General features: G+C 62.8%; 14 protein-coding genes. 3 read left to right on the plus strand and 11 right to left on the minus strand.

The window, feature by feature from the left end; translation table 11 throughout:
• The first annotated feature begins 85 nt into the window (after positions 1 to 85).
• The gene (locus tag FCT00_RS04665) at positions 86 to 847 is read left to right on the plus strand and encodes an FkbM family methyltransferase (RefSeq protein ID WP_138422025.1); all 762 of its coding nucleotides are present in this window, start codon (positions 86 to 88) and stop codon (positions 845 to 847) included.
• Position 848: 1 nt separating this feature from the next.
• On the opposite strand, the gene FCT00_RS04670 is transcribed toward FCT00_RS04665, so the two are convergent.
• Positions 849 to 1,625 carry a sulfite exporter TauE/SafE family protein gene (locus FCT00_RS04670; protein WP_138422026.1) on the minus strand — a complete coding sequence of 259 codons (777 nt, stop codon included), beginning with the start codon at positions 1,623 to 1,625 and terminating at the stop codon, positions 849 to 851.
• A 145-nt stretch (positions 1,626 to 1,770) separates the two neighbouring features.
• On the opposite strand from FCT00_RS04670, the gene FCT00_RS04675 reads away from it, so the two are divergent.
• Both FCT00_RS04675 and FCT00_RS04680 read left to right on the plus strand, forming a co-directional pair.
• Positions 1,771 to 3,444, plus strand: coding sequence for an acyl-CoA dehydrogenase family protein (locus FCT00_RS04675; protein WP_138422027.1), 1,674 nt, complete (start codon positions 1,771 to 1,773; stop codon positions 3,442 to 3,444).
• Between the two features lie 71 nt (positions 3,445 to 3,515).
• Entirely contained in the window at positions 3,516 to 3,899 is a 384-nt protein-coding gene (locus tag FCT00_RS04680) for a nuclear transport factor 2 family protein (protein ID WP_138422028.1), read from the plus strand.
• On the opposite strand, the gene FCT00_RS21400 is transcribed toward FCT00_RS04680, so the two are convergent.
• From FCT00_RS21400 to FCT00_RS04725, 10 genes are all read right to left on the minus strand, one after another.
• Positions 3,896 to 4,063, minus strand: coding sequence for a hypothetical protein (locus FCT00_RS21400; RefSeq protein ID WP_171042884.1), 168 nt, complete (start codon positions 4,061 to 4,063; stop codon positions 3,896 to 3,898). The genes FCT00_RS04680 and FCT00_RS21400 overlap by 4 nt on opposite strands.
• Positions 4,064 to 4,095: 32 nt before the next feature.
• Complete coding sequence (locus tag FCT00_RS04685) at positions 4,096 to 5,406, minus strand: type IV secretory system conjugative DNA transfer family protein (RefSeq protein ID WP_171042885.1); 1,311 nt, start codon at positions 5,404 to 5,406, stop codon at positions 4,096 to 4,098.
• A 433-nt stretch (positions 5,407 to 5,839) separates the two neighbouring features.
• Complete coding sequence (locus FCT00_RS04690; protein WP_138422030.1) at positions 5,840 to 6,463, minus strand: DUF924 family protein; 624 nt, start codon at positions 6,461 to 6,463, stop codon at positions 5,840 to 5,842.
• Complete coding sequence (locus FCT00_RS04695) at positions 6,460 to 7,101, minus strand: O-methyltransferase (protein ID WP_138422031.1); 642 nt, start codon at positions 7,099 to 7,101, stop codon at positions 6,460 to 6,462. Before FCT00_RS04695 ends, FCT00_RS04690 begins: the two co-directional genes overlap by 4 nt.
• Before the next feature lie 58 nt (positions 7,102 to 7,159).
• Positions 7,160 to 7,855: an urea ABC transporter ATP-binding subunit UrtE gene (gene urtE / locus FCT00_RS04700; protein WP_138422032.1), complete on the minus strand. Its 696-nt coding sequence runs from the start codon at positions 7,853 to 7,855 to the stop codon at positions 7,160 to 7,162.
• Positions 7,856 to 7,857: 2 nt separating this feature from the next.
• A complete protein-coding gene (urtD, locus tag FCT00_RS04705; protein WP_008333364.1) occupies positions 7,858 to 8,601 on the minus strand; it encodes an urea ABC transporter ATP-binding protein UrtD in 744 nt (247 codons plus the stop codon).
• The gene (gene urtC, locus FCT00_RS04710; RefSeq protein WP_138422033.1) at positions 8,598 to 9,827 is read right to left on the minus strand and encodes an urea ABC transporter permease subunit UrtC; all 1,230 of its coding nucleotides are present in this window, start codon (positions 9,825 to 9,827) and stop codon (positions 8,598 to 8,600) included. Before urtC ends, urtD begins: the two co-directional genes overlap by 4 nt.
• A gap of 3 nt (positions 9,828 to 9,830) precedes the next feature.
• Positions 9,831 to 11,810: an urea ABC transporter permease subunit UrtB gene (gene urtB / locus FCT00_RS04715; RefSeq protein WP_138422034.1), complete on the minus strand. Its 1,980-nt coding sequence runs from the start codon at positions 11,808 to 11,810 to the stop codon at positions 9,831 to 9,833.
• 60 nt (positions 11,811 to 11,870) lie between these two features.
• Positions 11,871 to 13,154, minus strand: a complete 1,284-nt coding sequence (urtA, locus tag FCT00_RS04720) for an urea ABC transporter substrate-binding protein (RefSeq protein WP_138422035.1) — start codon at positions 13,152 to 13,154, stop codon at positions 11,871 to 11,873.
• 369 nt (positions 13,155 to 13,523) lie between these two features.
• Positions 13,524 to 13,994, minus strand: coding sequence for an Lrp/AsnC family transcriptional regulator (locus FCT00_RS04725; RefSeq protein ID WP_138422562.1), 471 nt, complete (start codon positions 13,992 to 13,994; stop codon positions 13,524 to 13,526).
• Positions 13,995 to 14,054 lie beyond the last annotated feature (60 nt).

Here is a 14,054-nt window from a genome sequence, read left to right on the forward strand (position 1 = left end):
TCATTGTCTCTGAGGTACATTCAAGAAGATTGGACGAAGTGACGTGAAAGCAATCCTGAAGAAACTCATTCGCAGTTCAGGCTACATGATCGTTCGCGCGCCGAAGGGCTCGACCGGCGCGTCCCCGACTAAAGGTAACGACGGCGAGTACCGGATCGAATTCATCCGCCACGATTTCGAAGGCAACACGTATTTGGTGCCTCGCTATGCCGCATATCGCAGCGCGGCACGAGCGATCCTTGCAGACACCTACTACGAACCGGACACGCACCGCGCGGTTCGTGAGGTGATGTCGCGCTTTCCCGGTGCCATGGTACATGCGGGCACGTTTTTCGGCGACATGCTTCCCTCGTTTTCTGCCAGGGCGCAGCGCGTATATGCTTTTGAACCCGCATTGGAAAACTTCGTGCTCGCGAACCTGTGCAAGGACGCGAACGACCTGCAAAACGTCGTCCTGTTCAACGCCGCTCTGACGGAAGAGGTGACTTCGGTTCGCATCAACACCTCCGCCCCCGATGGCGAACACTTCGGCGGGGGCTCTCGCGTTGCCGAAAGCGGGCAACTGATGACCGGGCTTTCGATCGACAGCTTGGATCTTTCGGACCTGTCGATCATCCAGCTTGACGTCGAACGGCATGAGCTGTCTGCCCTGAAAGGGGCGGAACAGACAATCCGCACGCAAAGGCCGCTCGTGATGATCGAAGATAACCTCGCTGAATGCGACGCATTTCTCGGCGGGCTTGGATACACGAAAGTCGCGGACCTGAAGGGCCTTGGCTGCTGGGCTTCGTCTGACCGCTCCGGGGATTTCGATTTCCTCAAGGAACTCGAAGTATCCGCAGACTAGATCAACCGAACAGCCCACGGCGGATCAGGTTCAGTCCGGCGACGGCCAGCACGAACAACATTGCCCGCCGGAAGGTCGCCTGCGGCATCCGGTCATGCAGCTTGAAGCCGATCCACATGCCGATCAGTGCAGGCCCGACCGATGCAATCGACAGCGGGAGGGTCGAGGGGTTCAGCACGCCAGACCGAAGATGTGCGAGCAGCAGGGCGATCGACCCGATGCCGTATATCACCCCCTGCACCCGCATCGCGGCCGATTTGGGTGCATCGGTGGCCGTCAGATACATCACCGTGGGCGGCCCCCAGATGCCGGACATACCGCCAAGAAAGCCCGCAAATCCCCCCATCAAAGCCTCGTCACGCGTCCGGTTTTCGGGATCGAGGCGGAGCGCGAAGCCCGCGAGTTGCAGGACCGCGAACGCGACCAGCGGCACGCCGATCACGAGGAACAGGGCCTTGGAGGAAATCACGCCGACAAGCTGCGCCGACAGGACCAGCAGGATCAGCATCGCGATCAGGAACACGCGATAATCCTTCACCGATTGCCAAGCTGCGGCCCATCCGCCGCGTGAGGCCTGCCGGATATTCGTGACGAGCGTGGGCACGATCAGCGCGGCCAGCGCCGTTTCGGGCGGCAGGATGGACCCCAGCCCGGAAATCATAATCATCGGCATGGCGAAGCCGACCGCGCCTTTCACGAAGCCTGCGAACAGGATGATGAGCGTCGCCGCGATCAGGGTCGTCGCGGCCATGTCTGAGAACACACCGAACAGGTCCATGCCTCCTCCTACGCTGGTTGCCGGCCACATGCAGCCCAATTCATCCGCGACATTTTCATACCATTGGACAAGCGTTTGCGAATTAATGTTGCGCTGCACCTGCAAACTAAATATCACCGACGAGATAGATTCACCGGAGACTGACATGCCCAAGGACGCCGCCATGACAAAGCCGCTGCTGGACGATCTTCTGACCCTGACCGGCGAGGCGCTCGCCCCGGTCGAGGGCGTTCTGGAGGCCGCGACCACCAAGGTGCGCGAGACGGTTTCGCAAGACGGCAAGGTGTCGGCGGCTCTGCTTGAGGAACACCAGTTCGCCGCCCATGCACTCGCGTGGCTCGCCACCTATGTCGAGGCGCTGCGCCAGACCCGCGCTTGGGCCGTCAAACTGGATGGCGAGGGACGGCTCGGCGAAATGGAGCGACTTCTGCTTCAGATCGCTTTCGGAGAATACCTCTGGCAGATTCAGGGCGGCATCCCGATGAGCCAGAACGAAACCGCCAAGCTCATCGACATGGGCCTCGCCCCGCAGGACATCGGCGCGATGATGCAGCCCGCCGTCATGACGCTGGTGGCTGGGGGCAACACGCAGGCCGCCCGGATGCGGCTTGTCGAACTGATGCAGGACAACGCCGGCCACGCGACCTTCGGTGCATCGGGGCTGGACGAAGAGCTTGAGATGATCCGGGAGCAGTTCCGCCGCTACGCAGACGAAAAAGTCGTGCCGCACGCGCATGAGTGGCACCTGAAGGACGATCTGATCCCGATGGAGGTGATCGAGGAACTGGCCGAAATGGGCGTCTTCGGCCTGACCATCCCGGAAAACCTCGGCGGCCTCGGCCTGTCCAAGGCCTCGATGGTCGTCGTGTCCGAGGAACTTTCGCGCGGCTACATCGGAGTCGGCTCATTGGGCACCCGGTCCGAGATCGCGGCGGAACTCATCCTCGCGGGCGGAACGGACGAGCAGAAATCGACATGGCTTCCCAAGATCGCCTCGGGCGAGGTGTTGCCGACCGCCGTGTTCACCGAGCCCAACACCGGATCGGACCTCGGCAGCCTGCGCACGCGGGCGGTCAAGGACGGCGACACCTACACCGTGACCGGCAACAAAACGTGGATCACACATGCCGCACGGGCGAGCGTCATGACGCTTCTGGCCCGCACCGACCCGTCGACCGACAACTACAAGGGTCTGTCGATGTTCCTGGCCGAGAAAGAGCCGGGCACGGACGAAAACCCCTTCCCGACCGACGGAATGACCGGCGGCGAGATCGAGGTGCTGGGCTACCGCGGCATGAAGGAATACGAACTGGGCTTCGACGGGTTCAAGGTGCCCGCCGCCAACCTTCTGGGTGGCGAGGAAGGTCAGGGCTTCAAGCAGCTGATGCAGACGTTCGAATCCGCCCGCATCCAGACCGCCGCCCGCGCCATCGGCGTGGCGCAATCGGCGCTGGAAGTGGGCATGCAGTATGCCATCGACCGCAAACAGTTCGGCAAGTCGCTCATCAACTTCCCCCGTGTGGCCGGCAAGCTCGCCATGATGGCGGTCGAGATCATGGTTGCGCGTCAGCTCACCTATTTCTCGGCATGGGAAAAGGACAACGACCGGCGCTGCGACCTCGAGGCCGGGATGGCCAAGCTGCTGGGTGCCCGCGTGGCGTGGGCCTGCGCCGACAACGCGCTTCAGATTCACGGCGGCAACGGTTTTGCGCTGGAATACCAGATCAGCCGCATCCTCTGCGACGCGCGCATCCTGAATATCTTCGAGGGTGCCGCCGAAATTCAGGCACAGGTCATCGCAAGACGGCTTCTTGGATAACACCATGGCAAGGCACCTTCTGGGCTGACCCCGGAAACGTGCTAGGGTCGGGCAGACCCGGAGGAGCCGCTATGCCCGACCTCGCCACGAACAAGCGCAACGTCATGGAGTTCTACGCCATGATGTTCAACGATTGCCGCCCCCGCGAGGCGATCGAGCGATACGTCGGCGCGGACTACATCCAGCACAATCCCCACGTCGCGACCGGCAAGGACGGTTTCATCGCCTATTTCGAACGCATGGCGCGCGACTATCCGGGCAAGGAAGTCCTGTTCAAAGGCGCCTGGGCCGAGGGCGACCGGGTGATCCTGCATTGCCACCGGATCTGGCCCGAAGGCCTCGAATACGCCGGGATCGACATCTTCCGGCTCGACGAACAGGGAAAGATCGTCGAGCACTGGGATGTGCTTCAGGTCCTGCCCGGCGAGAGCGCGAACCCGAACGGGATGTTCTAATCCGCGCCGCCCGGCGCCATCTCGATCCCGATGTAGTAGGGCCAGAGCAATAGGGCGAGGATGCCCTTGAAGAAGCCGAGATGCAGAAAGCCGAGGGTGAACAGCCACCCCGCGAACCACAGTATCCCGAGCGAGCTTTGAACGATCACCTTGTCTTTCGCCATGACGTCCCCCGTGTTGCCACGGCCCCATCGTATCACCCGAACAGCCGTAGCTGTTCGCCCGAATTGTCGCAGGGCGGACCATAGGCCGGATTCGGATCGAACCGGCCCGCGAACAACTTGTCGCCGAGGTAATCGAGCTTTCTCAGCTGGCGTGTCGGCACACCGGCGTCCTTGACCATCACCTGCCCGCGCGTCAGCGCATGAACCGCCTCGGCTGTGACGTCTCCGAAACCGAATTCGGCCAATGCGCGCGAGGCGGCCATGTTGTTCGGCGGTCCCATCGTCATCAGCGCCATGTTCTCGAGAAACACCTTGTGGCCCTCACCATAGGCCCGTTCGAGTTGCGACAGGCTCTGCACCAGCATGGCGACGCGGATTCCATAGCCACGCCCCAGCGTCACGGCCGTCTCCAGACTGGCCAGCTTGCCGAGTTGTGCAGCCTCGTCGACAAGGAACAGGGTCGGATGGTGCGGGCGCGTGATCCGGCGCATAAGCCGCTGCATGATCGCGGTCAGGATGATCCGCACGAAGCCGGAATGTGAGGACAGGCGGTCGGGCCGCAGAACGATATAGACCGTAACGGGCCGCCCTTCGATCAAGCGGTCCACCGCGCCGGTATCGCCCGCGAAACTGTGCTGCACGCCGGGGCTCGCCAGCATCCGCAACTGCTGCGCCACGACCGCCGCGATGCTGGCGCGCGTGGTTTCGTTCGTGGAAAGGAATTGCCCGATGAAGGCGCTGGCCAGCGGCGGCAGGTCGCCGTTCAGGTCGAGCATTTTGGCAAGCTCGTACATCCGGTTCTCGGTGTGGAACTTCTCATGAATCTCGTGAAAATACGCCGCGTCCTTGCCGCTTTTCTTGGCGAGATGGACGACAGCCGCCATCAGCCCGGCGATCACGTTCTGCGCGCTGTCGTCCCAGAACCGGTCCTTGTCGATCGTCTGGTTGTTGAACAGATCCGAAAGGGTGAAAATGTCGTCGGCGTAATCCGGGTCATCGGTGTCCAGATGGGCGAGCGGATTGAAGGTGCCACCGCCTTGCGTGACGGTCTTGAAAGGGTCGATGACAAGCACCTCGCCGATCTGGCGGCGGTAGCGTGCCGTGACATGCGCAATCTCGCCCTTCACGTCTACGACCACGGCGGAACCGGGGTAGTCGAGCAGTTGGGGAATGACGAAGCCACGGGTCTTTCCCGCGCCCGTCGGGGCGGCGCAAAGCCAATGGCTTTCGCCGTTGTTCGCACGCACCGGCGCATCGGTGTTGCGTTGCGATTTGGCAGCCGGGCGAAAGCCGATCCGGCGGGTGTTTTCGGTGGCGTCGGGCCAGCCGAGGATGAGCGTCATGTGAGTGGGTCCCCCAGTGCTTTGGCAACGGCGTTCCATGCGCCCGAAAGGCGGCCCCCGGCCGTCACCGGTCCTTGGCAGGTACAGGAATAACTCATTGAAAAAGCGATAACTTTCGCCTCTTCAATCACGCCTCGCCGCGTCTGCCGTGTGATTTTGTTTGATGGCTGCTCCCAGCCGTAGGCCACTCTGGACCACCAGACTCGCACGCGTCCAGCGTCAAGTTTCGGGGTATATGCGGAAGCGGAACGCACCCCCGACTACCCTTCGGAAATGTCTGCGAAACTTGCCGGGCCGCGGCAGGCGCACAAATTTTCATCGCACCCGGCAACCGGGTTTCGGCGGCCAAGCTCACACGCAGAACTGGCAGGAGGTCGTCACCCTAGGGGGGCTCAGGGGGACGGGTCCGCGCCTGTCGCGACCGCGATTCGGATCACACGTCGATGGCGTGCTGGTGCGGGAACGTCCCGTCCGCGATATAGGCCGCCTCGTCCGGGGTGCTCTCACGCCCGAGGACGGCGTTCCGATGCGGGTGGCGTCCGAACCTGTCGATCACTGCCCGGTGACGCCGCGATTGCGCCAGACAGAACGCGTAGGCGGGCTTCAGCAACTCTGGCGCCATGTCGAGCGTTTCAAGCGCGAGACGTTCGTTCAAAGCCGCCCGTCCCGTGTGATCCGGCCCTTCGGCATGGACGAGCGGAAGCGCGAACAGTGTCCGCTCCCACGGATGTTCCAGCGCGGCGAAATCCCCGTTGGCGATCCCGTCCTCGGCAAGCGCCAGCGCCAACGGGTCGGTCGCGTAGGCGCGCGGGTCGTCGCGGTAGAGAGAGCGCGGAAACTGGTCCAGCACGAGGATCAGGGCCAGCCGCCCCCGCGATGTCGCGGCCCAATCATCGAGCGCCCCCTCGGCCGCATCCGGGACGAGATGGGCAAAACGCTCCACGATGCCCGCATCCGCACCCCCACGCATCATCCAGCCCCAGTAGTCCAGATGCCGGTCGAGGTCCGCATCCAGACCATCCGGGAAGCAATAAGACAGAACCGCCTCGACGCTCATTGACCCACGTAACTCAAAGCAAGATCGCCGATCACCGTGGTCATCATGCCGCTGTCCGGGCCACGTACGAAGGCGAGGTAATCGGCGGCGGCCTCGTGGTCGATGTTGTCCGCGACGATCAGGCAACCGGGGGCAAGGCGCGGGCGCAGAAGGTCGTGCACGCGAAGATACATGCTTTTCCAGCCGTCAAGAACCAGCATGTCGATCGGTCCTTCGACATCGGCCAGCGTTTCGCGCGCATCCCCTTCGAGAAGGGTGACGGTATCGGTCACTCCCGCCTCGTCGAACGTCCGGCGCAGGGCCGCGCATTTATCGGGGTGCACCTCGGTCGTCGTGAGCCGCCCGCCCCGCCCCTCAATCGCGGCGGCGAGGTATAGCGAACTCAACCCATAGGACGCCCCGAACTCCACGACGTTCGTCGCCCCCTTCGTGCGGGCGAGAATATGCAGAAGCCGCCCTTCGTCGGGCGTGACGGCAAGGTAGAATTCCCCAAGCCGCACCAGATCGCCGCCCCCCGCCTTGAGCGTGGCTGGGTCGGTCGTGCCGACGCGTGCCTGCCAGCGCCCGGCATCTTCGGCGGCCTCGGTATGAAGACGGTCGAGCACCTTGGCGATACCGGCGGGAATTGTCTGAACCATCGGGCGTCCTTTCGGCTTTTGCGAAGGTTAGCCACGGATCAGGCCCAGCGAAAGGTCGTCAGACCGAAACACCCTTGAGAAGCTGCTCGCGCGTGACTTCGCCCTTCGGCCCCGCCAGCGTGACCGCGCCCCGCCGCAGCACGACGAAGCGGTCGCCAAGGTCGTGCGCGAAATCGAAGAACTGCTCGACCAGCACGATGGCCATGTTGCCCTCGTCGCGCAGGAGTTTGATGACACGCCCGATCTGCTGGATGATGTTCGGCTGAATCCCCTCGGTCGGCTCGTCCAGAAGCAGGAGCTTGGGCTTGGTGATAAGCGCGCGGGCGATGGCCAGTTGTTGCTGCTGCCCGCCCGACAGGTCGCCGCCGCGCCGGTTCTGCATTTCCTTGAGCACCGGGAACAGCTCGAACATCGCCTCCGGCACCTCGTGCTCGCCCTTGGGCAGGCAGGCGAAGGCGGTCTCCATGTTTTCGCGCACGGTGAGGAGCGGGAAGATCTCGCGCCCCTGCGGCACCAACGCGATGCCTTTCTGCGCCAGCACATGCGCGGGGAGCACGCCCAGCGCCTCGCCGTCCAGTTCCATCGTCCCGCCGGACCGGTTGTGCCGCCCGCAGATCGCCCGGATGAGCGAGGTCTTCCCCACCCCGTTCGTCCCCATGACACAGGTGATCTGGCCGGTCGCCGCCTCCATGTCGATCCCGTTCAGGATCTGGGAATGGCCGTAGTGCAGTGTGAAATCGCGGATCGTCAGCATGTTCAGCGCCCCAGATAAACGTCGATGACCTGCTGGTTCGCGGTCACATGATCCAATGACCCCTCGGCCAAAACCGAGCCTTCGTGCAGCACCGTAACCTTGCAATTGAGCCGCCGCACGAATTCCATGTCATGCTCGACCACAACGACCGCGCGGGTCTTGGCGGCCTCGACCAGAATATCGGTCGTATGCTCGCGCTCCTCAGGCGTCATGCCCGCCGCCGGTTCATCGACCAGCAACAGCCGCGGCTCCTGCGCCAGCAGCATCCCGATCTCGAGCCATTGCTTCTGCCCGTGGCTAAGTTCGCCCGACTTGCGCTTCAACTCGTTCGACAGCCCGATCTCGGCGGCCAGGTCCGACACCCGGTTCATGTCGGCATCCGTGGGCTTCCAGAACAGCACCGCAAAAGATTTGCGGTTGTTTTTCAGCGCCATCAGCAGGTTGTCCTCGACCGACTGATCCTCGAACACGGTTGGTTTTTGGAACTTCCGCCCGATGCCTTCCTGCGCGATCTTAGCCTCGTTCATGCCGATCAGGTTCTTCGACATCTCGCCCCAAAGCACCTTGCCCTCGTCGGGCTTGGTCTTGCCGGTCACGATGTCCATGAAAGTCGTCTTGCCTGCGCCGTTCGGCCCGATGATCGCCCGCAACTCGGCTGAACCGATGTTGAACGACAGGTTGTTGATCGCGCGGAACCCGTCGAAGGTGACAGAAATCCCGTTCACTTCCAGAAGCTGACTGCTCATTCCGTCGCCTCCCGTTCCTGAAGCGATCCCTTGTCCGGGCCAAGGTCGGCACCGTGACGGTCGGGGTGGCGGCGGTGTGCGAGCAAGTCGAACAGCCCGCCGATGCCCTTGGGCGCGAACAGCGTGACGAAGACGAAGGACAGGCCCAGAAGGATGGTCCACCAGTCGACCCATTGGATCGTGTAGAAGCCAAGGTTGATGTCGGGGGCCTGACCGCCCGTGAAGAACGTCGAGACGAGGCTGACGAAGACGGCGCCCAGCACCGCGCCGTAAAGCCGCCCCCGCCCGCCGATCGCGACCCAGACGGCCAGATAGATCGACGCGATGGGCGCGATTTCCGCCGGGTTGATGATGCCCGCCTGCGGGTAATAGAGCGCACCCGCGATGCCTGCGATCATGGCGGTGACGGTGAAGAGGAACAGCTTGTAGCCCTCGACCGAGTAACCAAGGAACCGCACCCGCGCCTCGTTGTCACGAATGCCGCGAATGACGCTGCCGAATTTGCCCGACACGATCCAAGCCGCGAAGATGTAGCCGACCGCAAGGGCGAGCGCCGAGGCCCAGAAGAACCAGATCGACACGAAGTCCTGACTTGCGGTGACGCCCGGCACGTTCTGAAGCCCCGAAAGGCCGTTGTTGCCGCGCAACCCGCTATCGTTCTGGAAAAGGTAAAGCGACAGCGCCAGCGTCATCGCCTGCGTCAAGATCGACAGGTAGACGCCGGTGACGCGCGAACGGAAAGCCAGCCAGCCGAAGACGAGCGCCAACAGGCCGGGCACCAGAACGACAAGCACCAATTGCAGGAACAGGCTATCCGCGAACATCCAGATGATCGGAAACTCGGACGAGCCGACGACGCCGAAAATCTGCGTGCCGATGCCGTCCACGATTTCCTGCTCGGTCGGCGGGATCGGGTTGCCCGCCATGGACCCCGCCACGATCTCTTTCGTGCGCTCGTACATCAGCCACATGCCGATCATGTAGCCGCCCAGCCCGAAGAAGGCGAAGTGGCCCAGCGACAGGATGCCCGCATAGCCCCAGATCAGGTCCATCGCGACCGCAACGAGGGCGAGGCACAGCGTCTTGCCCAGCGTTTTGACGAACGAGGTCGAGATGACGCCAGCCCCGAAAGCTTCCGACATCAAGGTGACCCCGATGGTGAACGCCGCAAGCACGGCGAGGAAGATCAGGATCGACGGGTTGCGACTGATGAAGGTGTTGCGCATGGCTCAATCCCCCGCCGCACGGCCCTTGAGGGCGATGATCCCTCGGGGCCGGAACTGGATGAAGATGATGATGAAGATGATCATGTAGGTCTGCGCCGCCAGCGTGTTGGACGGGTTGAACCATTCGATCCCCTTGTGCAGCGATCCGATCAGGCCAGCGCCCAGAAGCGTGCCCCAGATGTTGCCGACGCCGCCGACCACGACTGTCATGAACGACTGCACGATATAGGCCTGCCCGATCTCGGACGTGACTTGTGCGTAAAGCCCGATGGCAACACCCGCGATGCCCGCGATGCCGGAGCCCAGCCCGAAGGTCAGCATGTTCACCCGGCCCGGATTGATCCCCATCGCGCCCGCCATACCGGGGTTCTGCGTCACCGCGCGGGTTTCAAGGCCCAGCCGCGTGCGCTTCATGATGAACAGGAAAACGGCGAGGAAGATGAGCGCCAGCACGAAGATCGCGATCCTGACGGTCGAGATCGACACCACGTCGTTCAGCACCCATGCCCCGCCCAGCCAGTCGGGCGAGGTGAGGGGGCGCGCCTGCGTACCGAAGATGTTCTTGGCCAGCTGTTGCAGCGCGATGGAGATGCCGAATGTGGCCAGCAGCGTCTCGAGCGGGCGGTTGTACAGCCAGCGGATGACCAGCCGCTCCATCGCCACGCCCGCGGCAAACGTCACGGCGAAGGCCAGCGGGATGGCGACGATGATCGAGGTCGTGTGGTTCGGGATGATCTGCTGCACCACGTAGCCGGTGTAGGCGCCCATCATGATGAACTCGCCATGGGCCATGTTGATGACCCCCATGACGCCGAACGTGATGGCCAGCCCGATGGCGGCCAGAAAGTAGATCGACGCGAGCGACAGCGCATCCAGCCCAAGATCCAGCACCTGGTTCATGCCGACCTTGGTTTCGATCCGGCCCAGCGCACGGTTCGCGGCGGCGGTGATGTCGGGGTTGGGTTCGGCATAGACGGACGCGAAAACCTTGGTGGCAATGGCGGCGTCCACGTCGGCCTCGGTCGCGGCGGCGGGCACGGTTCCGGCGGCTTCCAGCGCCTCGAAGGCAGCGATACGGCGCGCCGGGTCGGACAGTTCCGCGACCGGGACACCGCCCACCTGACCGTCGACGATGTTGGCCTGAAGCACGCCGCGCAGCGCGTCATCCGTCAAAAGCGGCTCGCCGTCCGTCAGGGCATAGGCGTCTTCGCGGCTCAGATCATCTGTGCCGGGACGCAGGATCTTGGCCACGTTCACGCTCTCCGGCACCTCGCCATCAAAGGCGCGGGTCCGGGTCGCGACCAGCGGGTTCAGCGCGGCGCGCACATCGACGCCAAGATCGCCCGACATCGCCTCGATTGCCGCGATCCGCGCCTCGGGGTCGTCGCCGTAAGTAATCGTGATAAGTTTTTCGAGCCGCTCCTTGCGGGCGCGGATCGTCGGATCATCCTCGGTCTCGATCGAGTCGCGCAGTGGACCAAGCAGGTCGGCATTCGCGTTCCGCTCAAGCGAATCCAGCGCCTCGCGCCGTTTCGCGGGATCGGGGTCGTTCAACTGAAAGGTGACGAGTGCAGTCGCGATCAGCCCCCGGATACCGGAGTTCGGCTTGATCTGCTCGATGTCGTCCTTTGTGACCGTCGCCACAACCTCGCCAGTGTCAAAGTCGGTCAGTTCGTAATCGCTGCCCGATTTTTCGACCTTGAAGAACAGACCGTCCGACACACGCTGCCACATATCGCGGTCCTGCCATGTGCCAAGAACGAAGGGCGCTGCCTCCAGCCCCGAATTTGCGACCGCGTCGATGGCGGGCTGGATCGTGCGCCGCGAGCTTTCGACGATGATCTCGGCGTTGTCCTGCAACACCTGCTGCATCGGGCCAAGGTCTGTTCCGGTTTCCGTGTCGCCGTTCGGAGTGTCCTGCGCGACGATCTGGGTTCCCAGACACACAAGCGCCAGCACGACCACCACAAGTCGCTTCAGCATCGACCTCACCTCGATGGGTTGTCGGGGCGGCGGGTCAGCCCGCCGCCCCAGTCTTTGGGATTAGTAGTTCGAGGTCAGCTGGACGCAGGTCTCGGTCTCGGTGTTGTACATACCGCACTCGAGATCTTTCCAATCCGACGTCAGGACCGCCGATTCCGGCAGGAAGTCGGTCCAGGCGTCGCCCGGAACCGGATCGGTTTCCGAGATGATGTCGAACTGACCGTCCTCAAGGATTTCACCGATCAGAACCGGCTTGGCGAGGTGGTGGTTCACACCCATGACCGCGGTGCCACCGGTGAGGTTCGGGAATTCCTGCCCCCACATGGCCGAGCGCACGGCGTCCACGTCTGTGGTGCCGGCTTCGGTGGCCGCGTTCACCCACATGTTGAAGCCGATGTAATGGGCTTCCATCGGATCGTTCGTCACGCGGGCTTCGTCACCGATGAAGGCGTGCCAGTCCGCGATGAACTCGGCGTTGGCTTCGGTGTCTGCGGACATGAAGTAGTTCCACGCGGCGAGGTGACCGACGAGGTTCGAGGTGTCGAGACCCGACAGCTCTTCTTCACCGACCGAGAAGGCGACGACCGGAATATCGTCGGCCGAAATGCCCGCAGCGGCGAGTTCCTTGTAAAAGCCGATGTTGGCATCGCCGTTGATGGTCGAGATGACGCCGACTTTCTTGCCGTCCGCGCCCAGCGCGACGACGTCAGCGACGATCTTGGACCAGTCGGAGTGACCGAAGGGGGTGTAGTTGACGAAGATATCCTCTTCGGCGATGCCTTTATCCTTCAGGTAGCTTTCCAGAATGTTGTTCGTGGTGCGCGGATAGACATAGTCGGTGCCGAGCAGCGCGAATTTTTCGACGCCCAGTTCGTCGAGGAAATAGTCGGTCGCCGGGATCGCCTGCTGGTTCGGAGCAGCACCTGTGTAGAACACGTTCTTGGACGATTCTTCGCCTTCGTACTGCACCGGGTAGAACAGCAGACCGTTGAGTTCTTCGATGACCGGCAGAACGGATTTACGCGACACCGAGGTCCAGTTGCCGAAGATCACGTCGACTTCGTGCACGGTCAGCAGCTCACGCGCCTTTTCGGCAAAGAGCGGCCAGTCCGAAGCCGGATCGACGACGACAGCTTCCAGATCGCAGCCCAGCAGCCCGCCGGCCTCGTTCTGCTTTTCGACGAGCATCAGCATCGTGTCTTTCAGCGTGGTTTCCGAGATGGCCATGGTGCCGGACAGCGAGTGCAGCACACCGACCTTGATCGGGCAATCCTGCGCCATGGCAGCGGTCGACAGAGCGAGCGTGGCAGCGCCGCCGGCAAGAACGGATTTCATGAATTTCATAAGACTCTCCCAAGCAGGGACGTCAGGTCGCACTTGCCCAACGGGCATTCGCTCCCCATGTCTGTCCCCGCAACTTCGTTGCATCCGTGTGGCGGCCTCCGGTTGCAAATGGTGGGCCGTCACACACCCCCTGACGCGATGTCCCCGCGTGGCGTTGGGCATGCATACCTTTTGAGCATGGGCGGGATTGGGCAAATTTTCCCCGCCGAATTGCGGTCCGAACGGGGAAACAGCTTAATAATTGTGCGCTCTTGGGTGGTGTCGTTCATTTCTTGAGCGGCGCTTCGGTGAAGAACGCGCGTGGCGCTGCCCAATGCCGCGACGACTCAGCCGGCCAGACGAGAATGACCGACCCCACCCCGGCGCATTTCAGATCGTCAGGCCGCTCGCGCGTTTGACCGACTTCAGAACCACGTTTGTCTGGGCCGCCCGCACAGCGCTTTGACGAAACAGGAATTCCTCGAGGAACCGATTGTAGGTCGCGATATCCTCACACACCACGCGCATGTGATAATCGGCGTCGCCCGTCGTCGCCCAGCATTCCTGCACCTCGTGCCGCGCCTCGAGCGCCCGGATGAACTGCGAGACCTCGTTGGGATCGTGGCGAATGAGTTGCACCTCGACGATGGCCTGAAACCTCAGGCCAAGCCGCTCCTGATCCACGACCACGCCATACCGCGCGATCACGCCCGCCTCTTCCAAAGCCTTGACCCGCCGCCAGCAGGCCGAGGTGGACATGCCCGTTCGCTCCGCCAGATCGGCGTTCGAAATCCGCGAGTCCGCCTGAAGCAACGAAACGATCCTGCGGTCCCGGTCACTGATTGAAATCTGGTTCTCCATTCCGAATCTGTAAAGCAAATCGAATTCCTGTTCCAGACTTCACCGCTGCGCCGCCAAATC

Origin of the sequence: Maritimibacter alexandrii, assembly GCF_005871115.1 — a bacterium.
In the GTDB taxonomy this organism is placed as follows: Bacteria; Pseudomonadota; Alphaproteobacteria; order Rhodobacterales; family Rhodobacteraceae; genus Maritimibacter; species Maritimibacter alkaliphilus.